Origin of the sequence: Burkholderia sp. Bp9140, from assembly GCF_003853425.1 — a bacterium.
In the GTDB taxonomy this organism is placed as follows: Bacteria; Pseudomonadota; Gammaproteobacteria; order Burkholderiales; family Burkholderiaceae; genus Burkholderia.
The window spans coordinates 23,655-40,783 of sequence record NZ_QTPQ01000025.1; the positions used below are offsets into that span (position 1 = coordinate 23,655).

General features: G+C 70.4%; 9 protein-coding genes. 5 read left to right on the top strand and 4 right to left on the bottom strand.

What is annotated here, in order from left to right; all coding sequences use genetic code 11:
- Positions 1 to 2 precede the first annotated feature (2 nt).
- Positions 3 to 1,679, bottom strand: coding sequence for an iron ABC transporter permease (locus tag DIE21_RS20955; protein WP_124499519.1), 1,677 nt, complete (start codon positions 1,677 to 1,679; stop codon positions 3 to 5).
- Entirely contained in the window at positions 1,669 to 2,712 is a 1,044-nt protein-coding gene (locus DIE21_RS20960) for a Fe(3+) ABC transporter substrate-binding protein (RefSeq protein ID WP_124499520.1), read from the bottom strand. The genes DIE21_RS20955 and DIE21_RS20960 overlap by 11 nt, the downstream gene beginning before the upstream one ends.
- A gap of 241 nt (positions 2,713 to 2,953) precedes the next feature.
- Here DIE21_RS20960 and DIE21_RS20965 point away from each other — a divergent pair, with 241 nt between their 5' ends.
- Entirely contained in the window at positions 2,954 to 3,115 is a 162-nt protein-coding gene (locus DIE21_RS20965) for a hypothetical protein (RefSeq protein WP_006476417.1), read from the top strand.
- A gap of 156 nt (positions 3,116 to 3,271) precedes the next feature.
- Here the strand turns inward: DIE21_RS20965 and DIE21_RS20970 are convergent, their stop codons facing one another.
- On the bottom strand, positions 3,272 to 4,639 hold the full coding sequence (locus DIE21_RS20970) for an amino acid permease (protein WP_124499521.1): 1,368 nt from the start codon (positions 4,637 to 4,639) through the stop codon (positions 3,272 to 3,274).
- 284 nt (positions 4,640 to 4,923) lie between these two features.
- Positions 4,924 to 7,206, bottom strand: a complete 2,283-nt coding sequence (locus DIE21_RS20975; RefSeq protein ID WP_124499522.1) for an FUSC family membrane protein — start codon at positions 7,204 to 7,206, stop codon at positions 4,924 to 4,926.
- Between the two features lie 181 nt (positions 7,207 to 7,387).
- Between DIE21_RS20975 and recC the strand changes: the two genes are divergently transcribed.
- The 4 genes from recC to arfB are packed head-to-tail and all read left to right on the top strand — an operon-like array spanning position 7,388 to position 17,110.
- Positions 7,388 to 10,726 carry an exodeoxyribonuclease V subunit gamma gene (gene recC, locus DIE21_RS20980; RefSeq protein ID WP_124499523.1) on the top strand — a complete coding sequence of 1,113 codons (3,339 nt, stop codon included), beginning with the start codon at positions 7,388 to 7,390 and terminating at the stop codon, positions 10,724 to 10,726.
- The gene (recB, locus tag DIE21_RS20985) at positions 10,723 to 14,427 is read left to right on the top strand and encodes an exodeoxyribonuclease V subunit beta (protein WP_124499524.1); all 3,705 of its coding nucleotides are present in this window, start codon (positions 10,723 to 10,725) and stop codon (positions 14,425 to 14,427) included. Before recC ends, recB begins: the two co-directional genes overlap by 4 nt.
- Positions 14,424 to 16,709 carry an AAA family ATPase gene (locus DIE21_RS20990; RefSeq protein ID WP_124499525.1) on the top strand — a complete coding sequence of 762 codons (2,286 nt, stop codon included), beginning with the start codon at positions 14,424 to 14,426 and terminating at the stop codon, positions 16,707 to 16,709. Before recB ends, DIE21_RS20990 begins: the two co-directional genes overlap by 4 nt.
- A complete protein-coding gene (gene arfB, locus DIE21_RS20995) occupies positions 16,706 to 17,110 on the top strand; it encodes an alternative ribosome rescue aminoacyl-tRNA hydrolase ArfB (protein ID WP_124499526.1) in 405 nt (134 codons plus the stop codon). Before DIE21_RS20990 ends, arfB begins: the two co-directional genes overlap by 4 nt.
- Positions 17,111 to 17,129 lie beyond the last annotated feature (19 nt).

A 17,129-nucleotide genomic window follows, 5' to 3' on the forward strand; every position in this document is an offset into this window, starting at 1 on the left:
TGTCAGGCTCCGATCTTGTGACGGGTGCGCGCGAGCAGGATCACGGGCACGAGCCCGGCCAGCACGATCGCGAGCGCGGCGACCGCGCCTTCCTCATAGGTGCCGCGCGCGGCTTCCGCATACAGCCAGGTCGCGAGCGTGTCGAAATTCAGCGGGCGCAGCAGCAGCGTCGCCGGCAGTTCCTTCATCGCGTCGACGAACACGAGCAGTGCGCTCGTCGTGAGCGCGGGCCGCAGCAGCGGCAAGTGCACGCGGCGCAGCGTGCCGCCGGGCGTCTCGCCGAGCGAACGTGCGGCCTGTTCGAGCGATGGCGGAATGCGGGCGAGGCCGGCTTCGATGCTGCCGGCCGAGATCGCGAGAAAGCGCACGGTGTACGCGATCACGAGCGCGGCCGCCGAACCCATCAGCAGCAGCCCGTCGCGGCCGAGCGCCGCGCCGAGCAGCCGGTCGGCCGCCGCGAGCGGGATCAGCAGGCCGATCGCGAGCACGGTGCCCGGCACCGCGTAGCCGAGGCTCGCGATGCGTGCGCACGCGCGGGCCGGGCCCGCACGTGCGCTGTCGCGCTGCGCGCGTGCGGCCCATGCGACGACGAGCCCGCAGGCAAGCGTTGCGACGGTCGCGGCGGCGGCGATCGCCAGCGTGTTCGCGAGCCCGGTCAGCAATTGCGCGGACACGCCGCCGACGAGATGCAGCCGCTTGCCGGTCTCGACCGCGAGGTAGGCGGCCGGTGCGCCGAAGCCGAGCAGCACCGGCAGCCAGCCGAGCGCGGCGACGCTCCACGCGGCCGCGCCCGTCAGCTTGCGCGGCGCGACCGGACGCATGCGCCGGCCGTGCGCGTAGCGCTGGCGGCGGCGCCCGTAGCGTTCGAGCATGATCATGCCGACGACGATCGCGAGCATCGCGAGCGCGATCTGCGCGGCGCCGGCGAGATCGGAGCGCGTGATCCACGTCGTGTAGACCGATACGGTCAGCGTCTGCACACCGAGGAATTCCGACGCGCCGATGTCGTTCAGCGTTTCGAGCAGCGCGAGGCTCACGCCGACCGCGATCGCGGGGCGCGCGAGCGGCACGACGACGCGCCAGAATGTCGCGATGCGTCCGGCGCCGAGCGTGCGCGCGGCTTCGAGAAGACTCGCGGACTGCGTGACGAACATCGCGCGCGTGCTCAGGTACACATACGGATACAGCACGAAGCCGAGCACGAAGATCGCACCGGGCAGCGAGCGCAGGTCGGGCAGGCGGAACTGGCGCGGGCTGTCGAAGCCGAGCAGCCAGCGGATCGCACCCTGGACGGGACCGATCGGGTGGAGCAGGTCGAGATACGCGAATGCGACGATGTAGGTGGGCACCGCGAGCGGCAGCAGCAGCGCCCAGGTCAGCATCCGGCGGCCGGGAAAGTCGTAGGCGGTGACGAGCCACGCGCAGCCGGTGCCGACCACCGTGACGATCGCGCCGACACCCGCGAGCAGCAGCAGCGTATTGACGAGCGCCTGCGGCAGCACGAATTCGACGAGATGCTTCCAGTGCGCGAGATCGGCGCCGAACGCGGCGGCGACCAGCACCGCGAGCGGCGCCGCGGCCGCCGCGGCGATCGCGACGGCCGCGGCGAGCCAGAGGCTGCCCGCGCGCGAACGGAACGGCTGGCGGCGCGCGCGGACCAACGGTGCATCAGTTGTCAAAGCCGACCTTGTCGACGAGCTGGCTGGCCGCCTTGCGGTGCTTCGCGATGTCGGTCAGCGGCAGCGGGTCGACCTTCAGCGTGCCGAAGCTCGCGATCACCGGATCGAGCTTCACGTTCGCGCGCACCGGGTATTCGTAGTTCGCCTGCGCATACAGCGCCTGCGCGTCCGGCGACACGAGGTACTCGAGCAGCTTCACCGCGTTGGCCTTGTGCGGCGCGTGCTTCGCGACCGTCGCGCCGCTGATGTTGACGTGCGTGCCGCCGCTCTTCGCGTTCGCGAACGTCGGCCGCACGACCTTGATCGCGTCGCCCCACTTGCGCGCATCGGTGCCGGCTTCCGCGTTCTTCATGTGACCGACGTAGTACGCGTTCGCCAGGCCGACGTCGCAGATGCCGCCGAGAATGTCGCGCGCGACGTCGCGGTCGCCGCCCGTCGCCTTGCGCGCGAGGTTCGCCTTCACGCCGCGCAGCCACTTTTCGGTCGCGGCTTCGCCGTCGTGCGCGATCATCGCCGCGACGAGTGCCGTGTTGTACGGATGCTGTCCCGAGCGGATGCAGACCTTGCCCTTCCATTTCGGATCGGCGAGATCCTCGTAGCGGAACGCGTCGACCTTCAGGTCCTTCTCCACATACAGCACGCGATCGCGCAGCGACAGCGCGTACCAGTCGCCCTGCGCGCCGCGCAGGTTCGCGGGAATCGCGTCGTCGAGCACCTTCGAGCGCACCGGCTGCGCGAGCCCGCCGTCGACGAGATCGAGCAGGTTGCCGATGTCGACCGTCATCAGCACGTCGGCCGGCGACTGCGCGCCTTCCGCCTTCACGCGCTCGAGCAGGCCGTCCTTCACGAACACGGTATTGACCTTGACGCCGCTCTGCTTCGTGAACGCGTCGATCAGCGGCTGGATCAGCTTCGGTTCGCGGGTGGTGTACAGGCTCACTTCCTCGGCCGCCTGGGCCAGCGGCGCGAACGCGGCGGCGGCAAGGGCGAGGGCGCCGGCGAGCGGCAGCAGGCGGGTGCGCGGATTCGACATGGAGACTCCGGTAAGGAAGGCAGACGAGGAAGCGTTCCGGGGCGTGCCTGCCGCCCGAGCGACCCGGAACATTACAAAGCGAAAGATTCCGGATTCTAGATCGGAATGGGAATGATTATCAAATGAAAGATGGGGGAAAGCTGCGGGGAAGGCGGAGGAGGGCGTGCAACGGGGGCGTCGCGGCGCGGGCGCAAGCGCGTAGAATGCCCGCTTCAACGAATTCGACGGAGCCGCACCGACCATGAACGATCAGCGCAAGAAGAACCCTGTCCGCAACGTGAGCATCTTGATCGTCGTGGCCGTGCTGCTCGTGATCGGGACGATCCTGTACAACGCGATCTCGCAGAAGCACGCGTACGACGAGGCCCATCCGGCCGAGGCCGCGAGCGCCGCGTCGCACTGACCCCGGCACGCCGCGCATGATCCTTGCGGCCCGGTCGGCCCGGTCGGCCGGGGCGCAAGCGACGTGCGGGAACGGCGGGATGCGCAAAGGAGCGGCGGGCGACGCGCAGATGCGGGCGCCGGACCCGGCGCGCCGCATGGAAAGGTCAGTCGTGCGTCAACGTGACGCAGGCGCGAACTTCGGGCGGATCCGTGCGTAGAACACGGCCGCGAGCAGCACGAGCCACGCTGCGCCGACGTAGAGCGCGACGCGCGTGTCCTCGAACCAGCCGAGCATCACGATCACGAAACCCATGAACGCGATCGTCAGCGCGGGCGCGACGGGCCACAGCGGCACCTTGAACTTCAGTGCCGCGACTTCAGCGCTCGACAGCCGGCGGCGCATCGCGACCTGCGACAGCAGGATCATGAGCCACACCCACACGGTCGCGAACGTCGCGATCGCCGCGACCACCAGGAATACGTCCTTCGGCATCAGGTAGTTGAGCAGCACGCCGACCAGCAGCGCGCCGGCCATCACGAGCACCGTGACCCACGGCACGCCGTGCCGCGACGTCGTCGTCAGCACGCGCGGCGCCTGGCCCTGCCGCGCCATCCCGAACATCATGCGGCCCGCGCCGAAGATGTCGCTGTTGATCGCCGAGATCGCCGCGCTGATCACCACGAGATTGAGGATCGTCGCGGCCGACTTCACGCCGAGCGCCGAGAAGATCTGCACGAACGGGCTGCCGTCGCTGCCGACGCCGGTCCACGGGCTGATCGACATCAGCACGACCATCGTCAGCACGTAGAACAGCAGGATGCGCGCGGGCACCGCGTTGATCGCGCGCGGAATCACGCGCTCCGGGTCCTTCGCCTCGCCGGCGCTCATCCCGATCACCTCGATGCCGCCGTACGCGAAGATCACGACCGACAGCGACGCGATCAGCCCACCGATCCCATTCGGGAAGAAGCCGCCATGGTTCCACAGGTTCGCGAACGTCGGCACGTCGGCCGAATGGCCGAAATGCATGCCGGTCAGCAGGATCGCGACGCCGCCGCCGATCATCGCGACGATCGCGCCGACCTTGATGATCGACAGCCAGAACTCGAGCTCGCCGAACACCTTCACGTGGCACAGGTTCAGCCCGCAGATGACCGCGACGACGCCGAGCACCCAGATCCATTGCGGGACGTCCGGAAACCAGAAACCCATGTAGATGCCGAACGCGGTGATGTCGGCGATCGCGACGATCACCATTTCGAGCGTATAGGTCCAGCCGGTGACGAAGCCCGCGAACGGGCCGAGGTTTTCGGTTGCGTAGTGGCCGAACGAGCCGGCGACGGGCTCGCGCACGGCCATCTCGCCGAGCGCGCGCATCACCATGTAGACAGCCGCGCCGCCCAGGATGTAGGCCAGGATCACGGCGGGGCCCGCGAGCTGGATCGCGGACGCCGAGCCGTAGAACAGGCCGGTGCCGATCGCCGAGCCCAGCGCGAGAAAGCGGATGTGCCGCGCGCTCAGGTGGCGCTGCAAGTTCTTCATCGAGTCTCCGATATCGTTTTATGCGACGGACCGGGCGAGCGGGGCCGGCCCGGTTGGCTCAAGTTGTCTATACAACTTAAATGTGAACGAATGATAACAAGCCGGGCCATGGGACCGGAATCGGGTATTCCCTGACTGGCGAAACCGGCGGAATCGGGCGTGGGGCCGTCGCGTGCCGTGCGCACGGGGCATGCTTCGGAAGGGGAGCGGGAGCGGGGGCGCGCCGCCGGCCGGCCGGCTTGCGTGCGCGGCCGGCGGCGGGACAGCGTCATGCCGTCATGCCGTCATGCGGGCAGGCGAATGACGCTCGCGTCCTTGCGGATCAGCAGCGACGACGCGAGCATCTGCTTGCACTGGTGCGCGAGTACTTTAAGGTCGTGCGTGAGCTCGGCGCCCACCGCATCGGATTTTTCCGCGGACACGACCATCGCGTCGAGGTCGCGCGTGATCTGCTTCGTCGCATCGAGCTGGTCGGCCGGCGGCGGCTCGCCGGCTTCCGCCTTCTCGAGGTTCTCCAGCACGGCGGACAGGCCGCGGCGCAGCGCGTCGTCGTGGACGAGGTTCTCGTCGGCCCTGCGGATCAGCGGCGCGGCGGCGGTGATCTGCGCGCCGAGCACGTGCGTCTGCACGAGCAGGTCGTTCAGCTCCGGCACGAAGCGCTGGTGCGCCTTCGGCTCGATCATCATCCGCTGGAACGCCTGACCGAGGTTCGCGAATGCGATGTGCACGTCCTTGCGCGCGAGGCGGTAGCGGTAGTCGTCGTCGAGGGCGGTGGCAGGCGCTTCGATCGCCGCGGCGACGCCCGGCACGACCGCCGCGCCGTCGGCGGCCGGCACGGGCGGCGGCGATGCGCCGCGCCTGGCGCGCCAGACGGCCTCGAAATACTTGCGGGTCGACGTCAGCGTGTCGGTGACGAGCTTGCCCATCAGCCGGTATTCCCAGTACGGGAACAGGCGGCTCGCGGCGATCGCGATCATGCAGCCGACCACGGTGTCGATCGCGCGCTCGCCGATGATGCGCATGCTGCCCGGCGCGAGCAGGTGGAACATCAGCAGCACGTACGACGACGTGAACACGACACTCGCCGCGTAGTTGAACAGCAGCAGGCTGTAGCTCATCACCATTGACCCGAACATGATCGCGATGAGCAGGTGCGGCTCCTTCACCGTGTAGATCAGCGCGATGCTCGCCGCGCAGCCGATCAGCGTGCCGACGATACGCTGCGCGTTGCGCTGCTTGGTCAGCGAGTAGCCGGGCTTCAGGATGATGATGGTCGTCATCACGATCCAGTATGCGTTCGTGAGCGGCAGCAGCCGGCCGAGCCAGAAGCCGACCGCGACCGCGATCGTCACGCGCAGCGCGTGGCGGAGGCTCGGCGAGCGCATGTTCAGGTTCGAGAAGATCAGGAGCGGCGACATCCGGCGCCGCTGCAGGAAGCGCGTGAGCGCCTTGTCGATCTTCAGTTCGGTCTGCTGCGGGTCGGCATGGCCCGACAGGTTGCGGCGCATCCGGTCGATCAGGCGCGTGGCGCTCCAGATGCGCCGGAACGTCGCGAGCACGGCCGCGTACGCTTCCGCATTGCTGGCCGGGAAGTTCTTCTTGCGCATCAGCTCGATCTCGTACTCGATCGCGCGCAGTTCGGCCTTCACGCTGATCCGCGAATGCGGCGCGCGGTTCTCGAGCACCGCGAGGCCGATCTCCTCGAGATCGGCGGCCGCCTTGCAGATCAGGTCGCGATAGAAAATGATCAGGTCCGAGCCGCCGAACGTGTTGCGCACGAGCGGGTAGTCGGTATGCGCGCCGACGAACAGCTCGTGCAGGTCGACGCTGTTGATGAACAGGTTGTACATCGTCGTGCGGCCGGGATCGAGCTTGCCGCGGCGCAGCTTCGGCAGGTTGCGCAGCACGATGTCGCGCGCGGTTTCCTGCGTTTCGACCGCGGTGATCTGCTTCGCGACGAGATTGCGGTAGCACTCGTCGAGATCGGCGTCGAGATCATAGAACTGCGCGCGCGCGAGCAGGTAGTCGGCGCATGCGAACAGGCTTTCGGCGAGCGCCTGCTGCTCGATCCGGCGCGCCTGCCATTGCGACACGAGCGTCGCCCAGTACGTGTACCAGAGGCCGCCCGCGAGAATCCAGCCCGCGTTGATGAGCGCCTGCAGCGGCGTGAACTTCTCCTCGAGCGTCATCACCATCATGAACAGCGTCGCGAAGCTGATCTGCGGCCAGCGGTTGCCGTAGACGACGATCAGCGACAGCACGAACGTGAGCGGCACGATCGTCAGCCACAGCGCGAAGATGTTCGGCGTGGCGAGGCCGGTCGCGAGCGCGGCCAGGAAGCCGATCACGCTGCACGCGAGCATTTCGTTGTGCTTGTACTTCAGCGGGCCCGGCATGTCGACGACGCACGCGCCGAGCGCGCCGGTCGAGATCGTGAAGCCGAGCTCCCGGTTGTGAAACACGATCAGGCACAGCACGGCCGGCAGCGACACGCCGACCGCGATCCGCAGGCCGCCGAAAAAGTACTGGCTGTAGAAAAACTTTCTGATTTCGACCGAATAGCGCATCGATGAGCTGAATGACAGACGAAGACGCCCGGGGCGGCGTATTGACTGGCGACGAGTCTATCGTATTTCGCGGTCCGCAAAAGCTGGCCGTTCGGACGAGGTTCGTCGCGACGGACCTTTTGCTATCCTTGGTGCTCCCGTTCGCCCGGTCCGGCCGGCGCGAGGCTTCGACACCCGCTTCATGCTCCATCTCTTCTATTCGAACCGTCACGAAACGCTGGCCGACGCGCTGCTCGACGACCTGGCCGCGTTCCCGGCCCGCAACGGCCCGTGGGCGCCGCAACAGGTCATCGTGCCGAGCGCCGCGCTGCGCCGCCGTCTCGAGCTTGACATCGCCGCGCGCCACGGCGTGTGCGCGAACGTCGAGTTCACGTATCTCGCGCAATGGCTGTGGGCGCAGATCGGCCGCGTGCTGACGGTGCCCGCGCGCTCGCCGTTCGCACCCGACCGCCTCGTATGGCGCTGCTACCGGTTGTTCGCGCAGGCCGCGGGCGGCGCGCCGTGGCTCGCATCGCCGCGGCTGGCCGCGTATCTGTCCGCGTCCGACGACGCGATGCGCCACGAGCTCGCACAGCGCGTCGCGGCCGTGCTCGATCACTACCTGACCTATCGGCCCGAATGGCTGGCCGCGTGGCAGGCCGGCGAGTCGGTGCTCGCGGGCGACGCCGCGCCGCGCGGAATCAGCGATGCCGCACGCGACGACGAGCACTGGCAGGCCGCGCTGTGGCGCGCGCTGCTTGCCGAGCTGAGCGAAAGCGGCACGCCGCCCGCGCATCGCTTCCTCGTGGAGGCGCGCAACCTCGGTCCCGAAACGGTCGCGCGCGCCGACTGGCCGGAGTCGGTCAGCGTGTTCGCGCTGCCGACGATGCCGCCGCTGCACGTCGCGCTGCTGCGCGAGCTGTCGCGGTGGATCGACGTGCGCGTCTATGCGCTCAACCCGTGCCGCGAATTCTGGTTCGACATCGTCACCGCCGCGCATGCCGAGGCGCTCGACGCGGCCGGCCGGCTCGACTACCAGGAAGTCGGCCATCCGCTGCTCGCGGAGTGGGGGCGGCAGACGCAGGCGCAGCTGCACATGCTGCACGAACTGACGGAAAGCGCCGCGTCAGGCGATGCATCGCGTTTCGTCGGGAATTCCGCGCCGACCTGGCTCGCGCGCGTGCAGAACGCGATCCTCGACCTGCAGCCGGAGGCCGAACTCGGCGAAGCGCCGGCCGAGCGCGGGATCGAGGTGCACGTGTGCCACAGTCTCGCGCGTCAGCTCGAGGTGCTGCATGACCGCCTGCTCGCGTGGTTCGACGCCGACGCGACGCTGCAGCCGTCCGATGTGCTGGTGGCGGTCGCCGATCTCGCGGCGGCCGGGCCGCTGATCGATGCCGTGTTCGGCACGGCGGGTGCCGGGGGCGCGCGCGTGCCTTACCGGATCACCGGCCTGCCGCCGTCGCAGGCGAACCCGGTCGCGCGCGTGCTGCTCGAATGGCTCGCGTTGCCGGAGCGGCAGGTCGGCGCGCCGGAACTGGTCGAATGGTTGCGCGTGGACGCGGTGGCGGCCCGTTACGGCATCGACGCAGCCGCGCTCGAGACGGTGCAGACCTGGCTCGCGGCCGCCGGCGCGCGGCGCGGGCTGTCGCCGACGGCGAGCGACGATGCGGCGGTGCCCGCGCCGCGCCATACGTTCTCCGACGCGCTCGCGCGGCTCTTCCTCGGCTACGCGATGCCCGAAGGCGCGGCACCGGTCGGCGCGTGGCTGCCGATCGAGGCGGCCACCGGCAGCGAGGCCGAACTGCTCGGCCGGCTCGCGCGCTTCACCGATGATCTCGACGGCTTTGCGCGGCGGCTCGCCGACGCCCACACGCCGCGCGCATGGAGCGAACTGTTTGCCGACACGCTCGCGCGGTTTTTCGACTCCGGCGCCGCGTACGCCGATGCGCTCGCGGGTGTGCGCGACGCGCTCGACGCGATGCTCGCCGCGATGACCGAAGGCGCACCCGACGAGGCGTTGCCCGCGGCCGTCGTGCGCGCGGGGCTGGCAGCCGCGCTCGACGATCCGGCGCGCGGCGGGGTGCCATGGGGCGGCGTCACGTTCTCGTCGCTGACGAGCCTGCGCGGGCTGCCATACCGCGTCGTGTGCCTGCTCGGGATGGACGACGGCGTGCTGCCGAGCCTCGCGCGCGCGGACGAGTTCGACCTGATGGCCGTCTTGCCGAAGCTCGGCGACCGGCAGCGCCGCGACGACGAGCGCAACCTGTTCCTCGACCTGTTGCTCGCCGCGCGCGACCGGCTGCTGATTGCCTATACGGGGCGCAGCATTCGCGACAACGCACCGTTGCCGCCCGCGGCGCTCGTCGACGAACTGCTCGACCATCTCGCACTCGTCACGGCCGGCGCGGACGCCGCGCCGGACGCGGTCGATGCCGCGCGGCGCGCGTTCATCGTCGAGCATCCGCTGCAACCGTTCGCGGCCGAGTATTTCCGGCCCGGCAGCGAACTGGCTTCGTACGACGCCGAGCGCGCGACGCTCGCGTCGCTGCTGGCGGCCGAAGCCGCGCGCGATGCGACGCGCGAGCAGCCGTTCTTCGCGCAGCCGCTGCCGGCCGAGCCGGTGGAGCCCGTCGCGTTCAGCGAATTCGAACGCTTCTGGCGGCATCCGGCCCGCGCGCTGCTGCGTGCGCGGCTCGGCATCGTGTTGTCCGACGCGCAGGCGGAACTGCTCGACACGGAGCCGTTCGCACTCGACTTCGCCGGCAGTGACGCACTCGCCGAGCGCGTGCTGCCGCTGCTGATCGAATCGGATGAAGGCGGCGTGCACGATCACGCGCTGCGCATCGCGGACGCCAGCCCGGAACTGCCGGGCGGCGCGACGGGTGCCGTCTGGCGTGACCAGGCGCTCGGCTCGATGACGCAGCTTGCGTCGAACGTGCGCCGTGCGCTGGCCGACGGCATGGAACGGCGGCCGTTCACGCTCGCGATCGCGCCCGCATGGCCCGACACCGACCAGGTGCTGTTCGGCGCCGATGACGCGATGCTGTCAGGCGACGCGGTGAGTGCGCCGCTCGAACTGCACGGCACGCTGAACCGGCTGACGCCGGCGGGTCAGGTCATCTATCGCTATGCACGGCCGAGCGCGCGTGACTACCTGTCTGCCTGGCTCGCGCATCTCGTCTATTGCGCGGTGGAGCCCGAGGGGCCGCGCCGCACGCTGTGGTTTGGCAGCGGCGGCGCCTTCGAACTCACGCCGGTCGCGGCACCGCTCGAGCGTCTCGCGCCGCTCGCGGCGCTGTTTCGCGCGGGGCGGCGGATGCCGCTGCGGTTTTTCCCGCGCAGCGCATGGGCGCGCATTTCCGACGGCGAGGCGAAGGCCGCGAGCGTCTGGATCAACGAGCGCGTGGTGAGCGAAGCCGACGATCCGGCCATCGCGATCGCGTGGCGCGGCGCCCATCCGTCGCTCGACGAACCGTTCGGCACACTCGCGCGGCTCGTGTTCGAGCCGATGCTGGAACATCTGAAGGAGGTCGCATGAGCGCCGCATCCCCGCCGCAGGCGGCGCTCGAACTCGACGTGTTCGCGTGCCCGCTCGACGGCGTCAACCAGATCGAGGCGTCGGCCGGTACCGGGAAGACGTGGAACATCTGCGCGCTGTACGTGCGCCTGCTGCTCGAGAAGGATCTCGGCGCGGATGAAATCCTCGTCGTGACCTTCACGAAGGCGGCGACCGCCGAGCTGCACGAGCGGATCCGCGGGCGGCTCGCGCAGCTCGCGCACGCGCTCGATACCGGCGACGACGGCGGCGATCCGTTCGTCGCGCGTCTGCTCGAGACGACGCTCGGCGAAGCCGGCACGCTCGACCCCGAGACCGCAGCGAAGCGGATCCGGCGTGCGCTGCGCGCGTTCGACCAGGCGGCGATCCACACGATCCACGCGTTCTGCCAGCGTGCGCTGCAGGAAGCGCCGTTCGCGGCCGCGATGCCGTTCGCGTTCGACATGCAGGCCGACGATGCGGCGCTGCGCTTCGAGCTCGCGGCGGACTTCTGGCGTACGCGCGTCGAACCGATGGCCGCGCGCTGGCCCGGCTTCGCGACGTGGCTCGTCGATTCGGGCGCGGGCCCGGCCGCCCTCGACGCCCAGCTCGCGCGCCGGTTGAAGAAGCCGCTGGCCGCGCTGCGCTGGGACGGCGTCGTCGAACCGGACGAATCGGCGGAGGCCGCTGCCGCCGAATGTTTTGCGGAGGCTGCGCGGATGTGGGCCGACGAGCGCGACGCGATCGACGCGGTGCTGCGCACCGCGCAGCCCGCGCTCAACCAGCGCTCGCACAAGCCCGACGCGGTCGCCGATGCGCTCGGCGCGTGGTCCGCGCATTTTGCCCAGGGCGATGCGACTGCCGCGCTGCCGAAGGCGGCGCTCAAGCTCACGCGCACCGCGCTCGCGAAGGCGACGAAAAAGGGCGGCGTGCCCCCCGAGCACGCGTTCTTCGACGTGGCCGACGCGCTCGAAGCGGCGGTGGCCGCGGCCGAGGCCGCGCAGCGTGCGCGCTGGCTCGCGCTGATCGCCGACTGGCTCGACACGGCGCCGGGCGAGCTGGCTGAACGCAAGCGTACGCGTCGCGTCGTGTCGTTTGACGACCTGCTCGCGAACCTGTATCACGCGCTGCATGCGCACCCGTGGCTCGCCGAGACGCTGCGCGCCCGCTATCCGGCCGCGCTGATCGACGAATTCCAGGATACCGACCCGCTGCAGTTCGCGATCTTCGACCGGATCTTCGCGCCGGGCGGGCCGCTCTTTCTCGTCGGCGATCCGAAGCAGGCGATCTACAGCTTCCGCGCGGCGGATCTGCATACCTATCTTGCCGCGCGGGCAAGCGCGAGCGCGTGCTATACGCTCGCGGTCAACCAGCGCTCGACGCCGGCGATCGTCGACGCGTGCAACCGCTTCTTCATGTCGAACCCGCGCGCGTTCGTGCTCGACGGGCTCGACTATTACGCAGTGCGGGCCGGCACGCGCATGCGTGCACCGTTCGTCGACGCAACCGATCCGGGCCCGGCCGGCGATTTCCGGATCTGGGCGCTGCCGGGCGGCGACGGCACGCTGCTCAAGCGCGACGCACAGGCGCAGGCTGCCCAGGCGTGCGCGGCCGAGATTGCCCGGCTGATGCGCGGCGCGCGCGAAGGGCATGCGCGGCTCGGCGATACGCCGCTGTCGCCGGGCGACATCGCGGTGCTGGTGCAGACGCACCGGCAGGGCAGTCTCGTGAAGCGCGTCCTTGCCACGTGGGGCATCGGCAGCGTCGAGCTCGCGCAGGCGTCGGTGTTTTCGACCGGCGATGCGGAGCAGCTCGAGCGCGTGCTGGCGGCGATCGATGCGCCGGGCGACCTGCGGCGCCTGCGCGCGGCGCTGGCAGCCGACTGGTTCGGCCTCGATGCGGGGGCGCTGTGGCGGATGGAGCAGGGCGACGGCGACGCGTCGCGCGAAGCGGCGGACAGCACGGACGCGATGAGCTGGGTCGAGCGCTTCTCGCGCTATCGGCTGCTGTGGCGCGAACGCGGCTTCGCGGTGATGTGGCGCACGTTCACGCGCGAGCTGCGCATCGCCGAGCGGCTGATGGCCGGCGCGGACGGCGAACGCCGCGTGACCGACATCAACCATCTGGCCGAATTGACGCAGGCACGCGCGTCCGCGCAGCCGGGTATCGCGCCGACGCTGCGCTGGCTTGCCGCGCAACGGCTCGATGGCGGCGGCGAGGAAGCGCAGCTGCGTCTCGAATCCGATCGCAACCTCGTGCAGATCGTGACCGTGCACAAGTCGAAGGGCCTCGAATACGCGGTCGTGTTCTGTCCGTTCCTGAACGACGGCGGGCTGCGCGAGCCGCCCGCGTCGGGGTTGCCGGCCGCGCGCGAGTATCACGACGACGCGGGCGACGCCGTGCTGCATTACGGGTGCGACGACGAAGCCGCGGCGCATGCCGCGCGCCAGGCGCTGCGTGAACAGGCGGCGGAACGCGCGCGGCTCGTCTACGTGGCGCTCACGCGCGCGGTCTATCGATGCTACCTCGTCGCCGGGCCTTATCTGTCGTCGCGCTCGACCCGCGAGGCGCGGCGCAGCGTGCTGAACTGGCTCGTGGCCGGCGCCGGCCAGTCGTTCGACGCGTGGCTCGACGAGCCGCCCGACGAAGCGGCGCTCGACGCCGCGTGGCAAGCGCTGGCGGGTGGCCCCGTGAGCGTTGCGCCGGTGCCGGTGCCGGCGCGTCGCGAACGGCTCGCGGCCGGCCACGATGCATCGCAGGCGCTCGCGGCACGCCATGCGACGCGCGTGCTGCGCGACGCGTGGCGGATGGCGAGCTTCAGTTCGCTGACGGCGTCGATGGCGCGCGAGGAGGCGGGCGTCGCGGTCGTCCCGGACGACGAGCTGCGGCCCGATCACGATGCGCTTGCCGCCGTGGCGCCGGACGGCGCGTTCGTCGTGCCCGACATGGTCGCGGCCGAGCCGCCGGATGACGACATCCTCGTGTTTCCGCGCGGTGCGGCAGCGGGCGAATGTCTGCACCGCCTGTTCGAACTCAGCCGGTTCACGGAGCCCGATTCGTGGCATCGGGCCGCGCTCGGCGCGCTGCATGACCGGCCGGTCGAGGCCGAGCCCGAACTCGCGACGCGCCTGCCGGCGATGATGGCGCGGCTCGTCGACGATGTCGTGCGTACGGAGCTCGTGCCGGGCATGCGGCTTGCGGATCTCGATCCCGCCAAGCGGCTCGACGAAATGGGTTTCCTGTTCCCGGTGCCGTCGCTCGAGCTGGGCGCGCTGCGCCGGCTGCTGGTCGCGCACGGCTATCCGGACGTTGCACTGGACGCGGGCATGCTCGCCGGTTTCATCAAGGGTTTCATCGACATGATCGTCGAACACGACGGCCGGTTCTGGATCGTCGACTGGAAGTCGAACCATCTCGGCAATACGCCGGATGCCTATGGCCCGCGCGCGCTCGACGTCGCGATGGCTGATCACGCGTATCACCTGCAGGCGCTGCTCTATACGGTCGCGCTGCATCGCTATCTGCGCGGGCGGCTGCCCGACTACGACTACGACACGCATATGGCGGGCTACCTGTACCTGTTCGTGCGTGGCGTGCGGCCCGACTGGCGCAGCGGCGGCGAACCGGCCGGCGTGCATGCGCGCCGGCCCGCGCGCGAACTCGTCGACGCGCTCGACCGGATGATGGAAGGGGGCCGCGCATGAACGTGTCCGACGATACGCTCGAATTCACCGGCGGCCTCGCCGCGCGCCTGCCCGAGCCCGCGGATTTCGGCATCGCGCTTGCGGAAGGATTCGCGCGGCGCATCGGCGACCTGTCGCGTCGCGCGGGTGCGCCAGCCGCGGCCGCGCGCTGGGCGGCGCGTGCCGCGTTCGCGACGAGCCGGGCGACCGCGGGCGGTCACGTGTGCGTGTCGCTCGGCGCGCTCGCGCAGCGCTACGAGGAGCCGGTCGACGACGTGCGCGCGGCGCTCGCCGCCAGCGGCGTGGTGGCGTTCGGCACGCTCGCGCGCGGCGACGAGCGGCCGCTGATCGTCGACCGGCACGACCATCTGTATCTGTCACGCTATTTCGACTACGAACGGCGGCTCGCCGATGCGCTCGTCGCGCAGGCCGGCGTCGCCGCACCGGGCGACGCGCTGTCGCCCGACCGGTTGCGCGACAGTCTCGCGCGTTACTTCGGGCCCGCGACGGGCGAAGTGGACTGGCAGCGCGTCGCGGCGATCGTTGCGCTGACAGGGCGCGTGACGATCGTCAGCGGCGGCCCCGGCACCGGCAAGACGACCACGGTCGTCGGTGTCCTGGCGTGTCTGCTCGACGCGCATCCGGGGCTGCGCATCGCGCTGGCGGCACCGACCGGCAAGGCCGCGCAGCGGATGCAGGAAGCGCTGCACGCGCGGGCGGGCGACCTGCCGCCGGAACTGGCCGCGCGCCTGCCCGACACGTCGTACACGCTGCATCGCCTGCTGGGCGGCGGCGGAGCGGCGGGCTTCCGCCATCATCGCGACAATCCGCTGCCGTACGACCTGATCGTCGTCGACGAGGCGTCGATGATCGACGTCGCGCTCGCCGCCCATCTGCTCGATGCGCTTGCGCCCGGCGCACGGCTCGTGCTGCTCGGCGACAAGGATCAGCTGGCCGCGGTCGAGGCCGGCGCGGTGTTCGCCGAACTCAGCGCACGGCCGACGTTTACCGCCGCCGCACGCATACGCATCGCGGATGCGCTCGGGATCGACGAAGCGGCCTTCGTCGCGGCGTTGCCGGTGCTGGACGGCGAGGCGCCGGCGGCCGTTGCCGCTCCGGCTCCGGCTCCGGCATCCGCGCCGTTGTCGGCGACCGCGATGCGCAAGCAGCCGGCGCGGCGGAACGTGGATACGCGCCAGGCGTCGCTGTTCGATGACGACCTGCAGGACGAAGCGTTGTCCGCTGCCGATATCGCGCCGCCGGCCGCTTCGTTGCCGACTGCGGCGCCTGCACCGACCGCTACCGACAGCGTCTCGGCGGCCGCCGATCCTGCGTGGATCGAGGTCGACGAACTCGCGTGGCTCGACGCGGTCGAGCTCGCGCCATTCGAACCGGCCGATGCGGCGCTTGCGTCGACCGTCGCAACGCGAGCCGACGATATCGCCGCCGCGTCTCCCGCGCCCGCACCGCTTGCAGACTGCGTCGTCTGGCTCGAACGCAATTACCGTTTCGGTCTCGATTCGCCGATCGGCCGCCTGTCGCTCGCGATCCGCCGCGGCGACGTGCAGGCCGCGCTCGATGCGTTGCCGATGGACGATACCGCTGCCGCGTCGTTTCATGACGACGCGGGTGATGCGCTCGCGGCATCGACGGTCGAGCGGCTTGCGCGCCGGTTCGGCGCATACCTCGACGCATTGCGTACCGCGTTGTCCGAGCCGGTGCCCGATCCGTTGCCCTTGTTCGACGCGCTCAACCGCTTCCGGATCCTGTGCGCGACACGCACCGGCTCGCGCGGCGCCGAGCACGTCAATGCGCTGGTGGCCACGCACGTGAGACATGCCGCACGCGTGCCGCTCGCGGTCGGCGCACACTGGTTCACCGGGCGGCCGATCATGGTGACGCGCAACGACTATGCGCTCGGGCTGTTCAACGGCGACATCGGCATCGCATTGCCGGACGCGCACGGCGTGCTGCGCGCGTGGTTCCGCCGCGCGGACGGCACCGCGCGCGCCGTGTCGCCCGCCGCGCTACCGCCGCACGAAACGGCGTTCGCGCTGACCGTCCACAAGTCGCAGGGCTCCGAATTCGACGAGGCCGCGCTCGTGCTGCCGGCGTCGTTCGGGCGGGTGCTCACGCGCGAGCTCGTCTATACGGCCGTCACGCGCGCACGCACGCGCGTGCAGGTGATCGGTCCGCGGCGCGTGCTCGCGCAGGCGGTCGCGACGCGCACGCAACGCGATTCGGGCCTGGCGGCCCGTGTCGACGAGGCGCTCGCGCGGCGCCGCAAGGAGACGTCGCGATGATGATCCGCTACACGCTCGATCCGGCCGAAGTCGAATGGACCGCCGTGCGCGCGCAGGGCGCCGGCGGACAGAACGTCAACAAGGTGTCGAGCGCGATTCACCTGCGTTTCGACATCCGCGCGTCGTCGCTGCCGCCCGTCATCAAGGAACGGCTCCTCGCGCTGTCCGACCAGCGCATCACGCGCGACGGCATCGTCGTGATCAAGTCGCAGGAATACCGCACCCAGGAGAAGAACCGCGAGGCAGCGCTCGCGCGGCTCGATGCGTTGATCGGCAGCGTCGCGTTCACGCCGCGTGCGCGCGTCGCGACGCGGCCGACGCGCGCATCGAAGGAGCGGCGGCTCGAACACAAGTCGCGGCGCGGCATGGTGAAGTCGGGAAGAGGGAAGGTGATTGACTGACGAAACGCCGAACCGGGCG

Excerpts from the sequence above, each read along its gene's own strand:
- DIE21_RS20960 (WP_124499520.1), bottom strand. The coding sequence starts at position 2,712 with ATGTCGAATCCGCGCACCCGCCTGCTGCCGCTCGCCGGCGCCCTCGCC.
- DIE21_RS20965 (WP_006476417.1), top strand. The coding sequence starts at position 2,954 with ATGAACGATCAGCGCAAGAAGAACCCTGTCCGCAACGTGAGCATCTTG.
- DIE21_RS20970 (WP_124499521.1), bottom strand. The coding sequence starts at position 4,639 with ATGAAGAACTTGCAGCGCCACCTGAGCGCGCGGCACATCCGCTTTCTC.
- DIE21_RS20975 (WP_124499522.1), bottom strand. The coding sequence starts at position 7,206 with ATGCGCTATTCGGTCGAAATCAGAAAGTTTTTCTACAGCCAGTACTTT.
- recC (WP_124499523.1), top strand. The coding sequence starts at position 7,388 with ATGCTCCATCTCTTCTATTCGAACCGTCACGAAACGCTGGCCGACGCG.
- recB (WP_124499524.1), top strand. The coding sequence starts at position 10,723 with ATGAGCGCCGCATCCCCGCCGCAGGCGGCGCTCGAACTCGACGTGTTC.
- DIE21_RS20990 (WP_124499525.1), top strand. The coding sequence starts at position 14,424 with ATGAACGTGTCCGACGATACGCTCGAATTCACCGGCGGCCTCGCCGCG.
- arfB (WP_124499526.1), top strand. The coding sequence starts at position 16,706 with ATGATGATCCGCTACACGCTCGATCCGGCCGAAGTCGAATGGACCGCC.